Annotated in this window: 7 protein-coding genes; 5 read left to right on the forward strand and 2 right to left on the reverse strand. The window is 33.6% G+C overall.

Features of this window, described 5'->3' with window-relative positions; translation table 11 throughout:
- Positions 1-912: hypothetical protein (locus tag FPG59_RS16675; RefSeq protein WP_086455045.1), on the forward strand; the 912-nt coding region annotated here is incomplete at its 5' end.
- Between the two features lie 75 nt (positions 913-987).
- Here FPG59_RS16675 and FPG59_RS13150 read toward each other — a convergent pair.
- Together FPG59_RS13150 and msrB are read right to left on the reverse strand one after the other, a co-directional pair.
- Complete coding sequence (locus FPG59_RS13150) at positions 988-2,331, reverse strand: amidohydrolase (protein ID WP_254906705.1); 1,344 nt, start codon at positions 2,329-2,331, stop codon at positions 988-990.
- Positions 2,332-2,490: 159 nt separating this feature from the next.
- Complete coding sequence (msrB, locus tag FPG59_RS13155; RefSeq protein WP_086455046.1) at positions 2,491-3,039, reverse strand: peptide-methionine (R)-S-oxide reductase MsrB; 549 nt, start codon at positions 3,037-3,039, stop codon at positions 2,491-2,493.
- A 382-nt stretch (positions 3,040-3,421) separates the two neighbouring features.
- Here msrB and idi point away from each other — a divergent pair, with 382 nt between their 5' ends.
- From idi to FPG59_RS13175, 4 genes are all read left to right on the forward strand, one after another.
- The gene (gene idi / locus FPG59_RS13160) at positions 3,422-3,979 is read left to right on the forward strand and encodes an isopentenyl-diphosphate Delta-isomerase (protein WP_086455047.1); all 558 of its coding nucleotides are present in this window, start codon (positions 3,422-3,424) and stop codon (positions 3,977-3,979) included.
- A 12-nt stretch (positions 3,980-3,991) separates the two neighbouring features.
- Positions 3,992-4,402, forward strand: a complete 411-nt coding sequence (locus FPG59_RS13165; RefSeq protein WP_086455048.1) for a 6-carboxytetrahydropterin synthase — start codon at positions 3,992-3,994, stop codon at positions 4,400-4,402.
- Positions 4,399-4,860: a peroxiredoxin gene (locus FPG59_RS13170; protein WP_086455049.1), complete on the forward strand. Its 462-nt coding sequence runs from the start codon at positions 4,399-4,401 to the stop codon at positions 4,858-4,860. The genes FPG59_RS13165 and FPG59_RS13170 overlap by 4 nt, the downstream gene beginning before the upstream one ends.
- Positions 4,861-4,957: 97 nt before the next feature.
- The coding region (locus FPG59_RS13175) for a type I phosphomannose isomerase catalytic subunit (protein ID WP_086455050.1) at positions 4,958-5,879 on the forward strand (922 nt) is incomplete at its 3' end.

Below are 5,879 nucleotides of genomic sequence, written 5' to 3' on the forward strand. Positions count from 1 at the left end.
TTTCCAGGTTCATTTAATCATCCAAGAGGACTTCAAGAAATTAAAGGTTGTGGCTATTCTAATGTTTATGAAGTTTTAAATGCATTGTATTTAAAAATGGATATTGCACCCTTAGACCAAAATGTAATAGATGAGGACTTAGAATTTGATTGTATTCAATTCCAATTTTACAGTAAAGCCTCCACTTTTAATCCTAATTTAAGACGGGTATTACAAAGCTTTTTCATTTTTTTTTGTTGTGAAAATGAAAGCGAGACAATCAATGGATTTCGATTAATGCATATCAGCAATAGGTATTTCACAAATTTTACAAGAAGTTTGTTGGAGACAGAATTTTTTGATTTCAATGTTGAAAAAACAGGTGTAGAGGCAGTTGCTTTGCAAGATTTGCAGAAAGTTATAATTGGTTTGTGCCAGCATTTGGATATTTCGGTACCTGCATCTCTCTCTAGTCAAAATTTTTCTTTAGAAAAACCAACAGTATCTCATTTTGGAGAGTTCTTACAATTGATTACCAGAAATACTATTTCTTCACAAGAATTAAAAAATATTTCAAAACATCTTTTTTCTCAACTTCAAGAAGAAAAAGATGACTATGATTTTATTGAAGATAGTTTAGAATTTTGTGAAAACTTGAACTGTTGGAACAGTGATTGGAAATTTGATCCAGAAGACGCTATCTATTTTATTTCGGAAATTTTAGATCAAGATTTTAATTTTGAATATCCTGAAAAAACGTATAGCCATGATTTATTTCCGTATTTGCAAACAGAACTAGCCAAACAAGATATAGAGTTGATGACATTTGACACCAAAAGTGATAATTACCTGTTTTTTATTGCCAATAAAAATGAAGTTGACAGGATACTTGAACTTTCTCAAATAATTGAAATAGGAGTGGAAAAGTTATAATTTACTTTCCCATCCCTAAAAGCATTATCACAAAATGCTGTTGTTTTCCGCTATTTAGATTTACAATAACTTCGTTTATTTTTTAGATTTCATTTCCATATAATCTAGTGCAAGATGTGCCATAGAAGTCATTCCTAGTATAAAGCTTCCTTCATCAATATAAAAATCAGGTGTATGATGTGAAGGCATGTCACTTGGTTTTTTACCTTTAGGCATTCCTCCTATAAAATAAAACAAACCTGGAATTTTTGCTTGGTAAAAAGAGAAATCTTCCGCTCCAGTTACTGCTTCGGTCAGTAGCACGTTGTCTTTTCCAGCGGCAGCTTGCAGTGTAGGCAGCATTTGCTCTGTAAGTGAAGGTTCGTTATAAGTAATTAATGTTTTTTTGTAAATTGAAACTTCAGCCGAGCCACCTGCACTTGTTGCAATATTAGTAGCAATAGTTTTTATTTTGCCATGAATGAAATCTTGCGTTTCTGCATCTAATGTTCTAATGGTACCAGTCATCGTTAGAGACTCTGGGATAATATTGCTTCTTACTCCGGCATTAATTTGGCCAACACTTACTACAGCGGCATTTTGAGTGAGATTTACATTTCTACTAACTATAGTTTGTAAGCCCATAACAATTTGCGATGCGGTAACAATAGGATCAACAGACTGCCATGGATAGGCTCCATGTGATTGCTTGCCATTAACTTTTATGGTAAACCAGTCTGAGGATGCCATAGTTCCTCTTGGTCGGTATTTAATTTGGCCTACTTCGGTTTGTGCGTTAATATGAAGTCCAAAAATGACATCTACTTTTGGATTATTTAATACACCTTCCTTGACCATCAACTCAGCTCCGCCTTCTTCACCTTCAGGCGGTCCTTCTTCTGCGGGTTGAAAAATAAATACTACAGTTCCTTTTATTTCGTTTTTTACAGAAGCTAAAATTTCGGCTGTACCCATCAACATCGCTACATGAGTGTCATGTCCGCATGCATGCATTACGCTTACCGTTGTGCCGTTGTATTCTCCGGTAACTTTTGAAGCAAATGGTAAATTTACACGTTCCATCACAGGCAAAGCATCCATATCTGCTCTTAATGCTACAACAGGACCTGGTTTTCCACCTTTTAAAACACCTACAACTCCTGTTTTTGCAACTCCTGTTTTAACTTCAATGCCTAAACTTTGCAAATGGGCAGCTATTTTTTCGGCAGTTTTAAACTCTCTATTTCCTAATTCAGGATTTTGATGAAAATCACGTCTCCAGCTTACTACTTTAGATTCCAAAGTGGCTGCTTTAGTGGTGATTTTACTTTTTAAGGCATTGTTTTGAGCTTGTATTCCAATTGAAAACAGCAGTAAAAAAGGTAGTAAATAATAAGTATTCATGGAGTGTGATGAATTAGTGTAAATTGCTTTTTGCAAATAAATTGACATTTAGAAAATAAAGGTCTTTTTCAAAAGTAAGGAATATTTTTGTTCTAGTTTGATTTATTTTATGTTGTTTCTAACAAAAAAATCAGCTTGAATATGCTCCAAACTGATTTTAGTTATTACTGAAATTTTGTGATTTCGCTATTCCTTTTACTTAGTATCCGGAATAAAGTCTAAGGCAATAGAATTCATGCAATATCTTTTTCCAGTAGGCTCTGGCCCGTCATCAAAAAGATGTCCTAAATGCCCGTCACATCTTCCGCAAAGTGCTTCTATGCGTTCCATTCCTAGTGAATTATCATTTTTATAGACGACACTGTTTTTATTGTCTTGTTCAAAAAAACTTGGCCATCCGCAATTGCTTGCAAACTTGGCGCCTGATCGAAAAAGTTTATTTCCACAAGCAGCACAGTAGTATGTTCCTTTTTCGTCTGTGTTCCAGTATTTACCGGTAAAGGGTCTTTCTGTATCTGCATTTCGGGTTACTTCATAGACATCTTCGGGTAATACTTTTTTCCACTCGGCATCACTCACTTTAAGTTTAGCTGTGTCAGTATTAGAATAATAAGGATTTTCAGGTTTTGTTATAACTGATCCTGCAGTTGCAGTTTGCTTTTTTGCGGTGTTTTGTGCACAGGCAGTAAACATAAAAAGCGGAATTGCGAACAAAGCGCAAAAAAAAGTGATTTTAGTTTTCATGATTTCTTTTTTACAAATATAAATTCATTTTAGTTTCAGGCCTTCTTATTTTTAATGAATTAACAATTTAGAGCCTTGATTTAACTATTGTTATTTACGTTAAAAATCAAGAATTAGATTTGTAGAAAGTAAAAGTTTAGTTCGAGAAAAGTGGATCAATAAAAAATTATAGATTTACGTTGAAACTGTTTTAAAAAGAGCTGTTTATAAGGTTTTGATTATGAATAGAAAAAATAGAAAGTCGTTTTTGTATAACGCCATATTTTTTTTTGACATTCATTTTTTGAATATGCTTTAATTGTGATTCAACAATTCGAAACAGAATGTTAAACCCAACATCCCATTATTTTTTTTCGTACTTTTGAAGTCATAATATACAAACATGCCAGAAGAAAATGTAATCTTAGTCAATATACACGACGAGCAAATTGGGCTTATGCCAAAACTAGAAGCGCATCAAAAAGCAGTTTTACATCGCGCTTTTTCTGTTTTTGTTTTGAACAGTCAAAATGAAATCATGCTTCAACAACGAGCACATCAAAAATACCATTCGCCTTTATTGTGGACCAATACCTGTTGTAGTCATCAAAGGGAAGGTGAGACTAATATTCAAGCCGGAACAAGAAGATTGCATGAAGAAATGGGTTTTGTAACCGAATTGAAAGAGCTGTTTCATTTCATTTACAAAGCGCCATTTGATAACGGATTGACAGAGCATGAACTTGATCACGTGATGATAGGGTATTATAATGAGGCTCCAGTAATTAACAAAGATGAGGTAGAGAGCTGGAAATGGATGAAAATTGAAGATGTAAAAAATGATATGATAGTTCATCCTGAATTATATACTGTGTGGTTCAAAATTATTTTTGAAGAGTTTTATCATTATCTAGAGGAGCATAAAAGCCCGTTGACACCAAATTATTTAAAAAACAATTAATTTCTATATAAGATGAAAGTTACTATTTCAAGAAAGGCTCATTTTAATGCAGCACATAGATTGTATAGAAAGGATTGGACTTTCGAACAGAATGACGCCGTGTTTGGGAAGTGTAATAATCCCAATTTCCACGGACATAATTACGATTTGATAGTAAGTGTCACTGGTGAAATTGATCCAGAAACAGGCTATGTTATGGATGTAAAATTCTTAAGTGATATTATTAAAGAGGAAGTTGAAAATCAATTTGACCACAAGAATTTAAATTTAGACGTTCCAGATTTTAAAGATCTTAACCCTACTGCTGAAAATATTGTTGTTGTAATTTGGAATAAAATCAAAAAGAAAATCAAACCTGAATTTGATTTAGAAGTGGTATTGTATGAAACGCCGCGTAATTTTGTAACTTATAAAGGACTATGAAAGAATTAAAAGTTGGTGATGTAATACCGCATTTTACAGCCATTGATACTGAAGGAAACACTTTTGATAGTACTAGCGTAGTGGGTTCAAAACCATTAGTTATTTATTTTTACCCTAAAGATAATACGCCAGGTTGTACCGCGCAAGCGTGCAGTTTTAGAGATCAATACGAGGATTTTAAAGATTTAGGTGCTGAGGTAATAGGGATAAGTAGTGATAGCTTAGCTTCGCACCAAAAATTTTCAAAGCAGTATAGATTGCCTTTTATATTGTTATCAGATAGTGATAAAACTATACGTAAAATTTTTGGTGTTCCCACGGGTCTTTTTGGTTTAGTACCAGGAAGGGTGACTTATGTGACAGATAAACAAGGTGTTGTGCAGATGGTTTTTGATAGCGTATTGGCAACAAAACACATACCTAAGGCATTACAAGCTATAAAAAAACTAGTTTTGTAAAGTTTCTTTCCTTATTTTTACTAAGGAATAGATTTCACAAACAATTTATAAATCTATTTTTAGTATCAAATTTTAATGTCAATTAAAACCATTTCTCATGCAATTTTATCCGTTACAATTTGAACCCATTTTCAAAGAAAGAATTTGGGGTGGTGAAAAACTAAAAAAAGTTTTGGGGAAATCTATTACATCTGCTATAACAGGTGAAAGTTGGGAACTATCAGCAGTTGAAGGTGATGTAAGTGCGGTAGCAAATGGAAATTGGAAAGGAAAATCATTAACCTCATTACTTGAGGAATTCCCTGAAGAAATATTAGGATCAAACGTCTACAGAAAATTTGGATGCCAATTCCCGCTCCTTTTTAAATATTTAGATGCTCGAGAGGATTTGTCCATTCAGGTTCATCCTAATGACGCATTGGCGAAAGCTAGGCATAAATCATTTGGAAAAACAGAGATGTGGTATATCATGCAAGCAGATGTCGATGCCGAAATTATTGTTGGTTTCAAAAATAAATCGAATGCAGCGGAATATGTCTCTAGCTTGAAAGAGAAAAGTTTATTGTCAATTTTAGATCAGAAAAAAGTAGCTGCAGGTGATGTGTTCTTTTTAGAAACCGGGACTGTACATGCTATAGGAGCTGGGATGGTTGTTGCAGAAATTCAACAAACATCTGATATTACGTATCGCATTTATGATTTTGATAGAGTAGATGCTAATGGGAATACGAGAGAACTGCATGTTGATTTAGCTTTGGATGCCATTAATTACAATACAGTCGATACCCAAAGACACTATTTGAAAGCGGTTAACGTTTCTAATGAAGTAGTTCATTGTCCTTATTTTACTACCAATTTTTTACCACTTGATGGTGAGGTTTTAATGAATAAAACTAATGAGTCTTTTACGGTGTATATGTGTGTTGATGGCAATTTTAGTTTAAAGTTAAACGAAAAAGTATATCAATATAAAAAAGGGGATACACTACTGATTCCTGCGCAGATAAGTGCTTATGTGT

Origin of the sequence: Flavobacterium sp. FPG59, assembly GCF_002150205.1 — a bacterium.
In the GTDB taxonomy this organism is placed as follows: domain Bacteria; phylum Bacteroidota; class Bacteroidia; order Flavobacteriales; family Flavobacteriaceae; genus Flavobacterium.

Bases quoted from the DNA above. Each gene is read 5' to 3' on its own strand.
- msrB (WP_086455046.1), bottom strand. From the start codon at position 3,039: ATGAAAACTAAAATCACTTTTTTTTGCGCTTTGTTCGCAATTCCGCTT.
- idi (WP_086455047.1), top strand. From the start codon at position 3,422: ATGCCAGAAGAAAATGTAATCTTAGTCAATATACACGACGAGCAAATT.
- FPG59_RS13165 (WP_086455048.1), top strand. From the start codon at position 3,992: ATGAAAGTTACTATTTCAAGAAAGGCTCATTTTAATGCAGCACATAGA.
- FPG59_RS13170 (WP_086455049.1), top strand. From the start codon at position 4,399: ATGAAAGAATTAAAAGTTGGTGATGTAATACCGCATTTTACAGCCATT.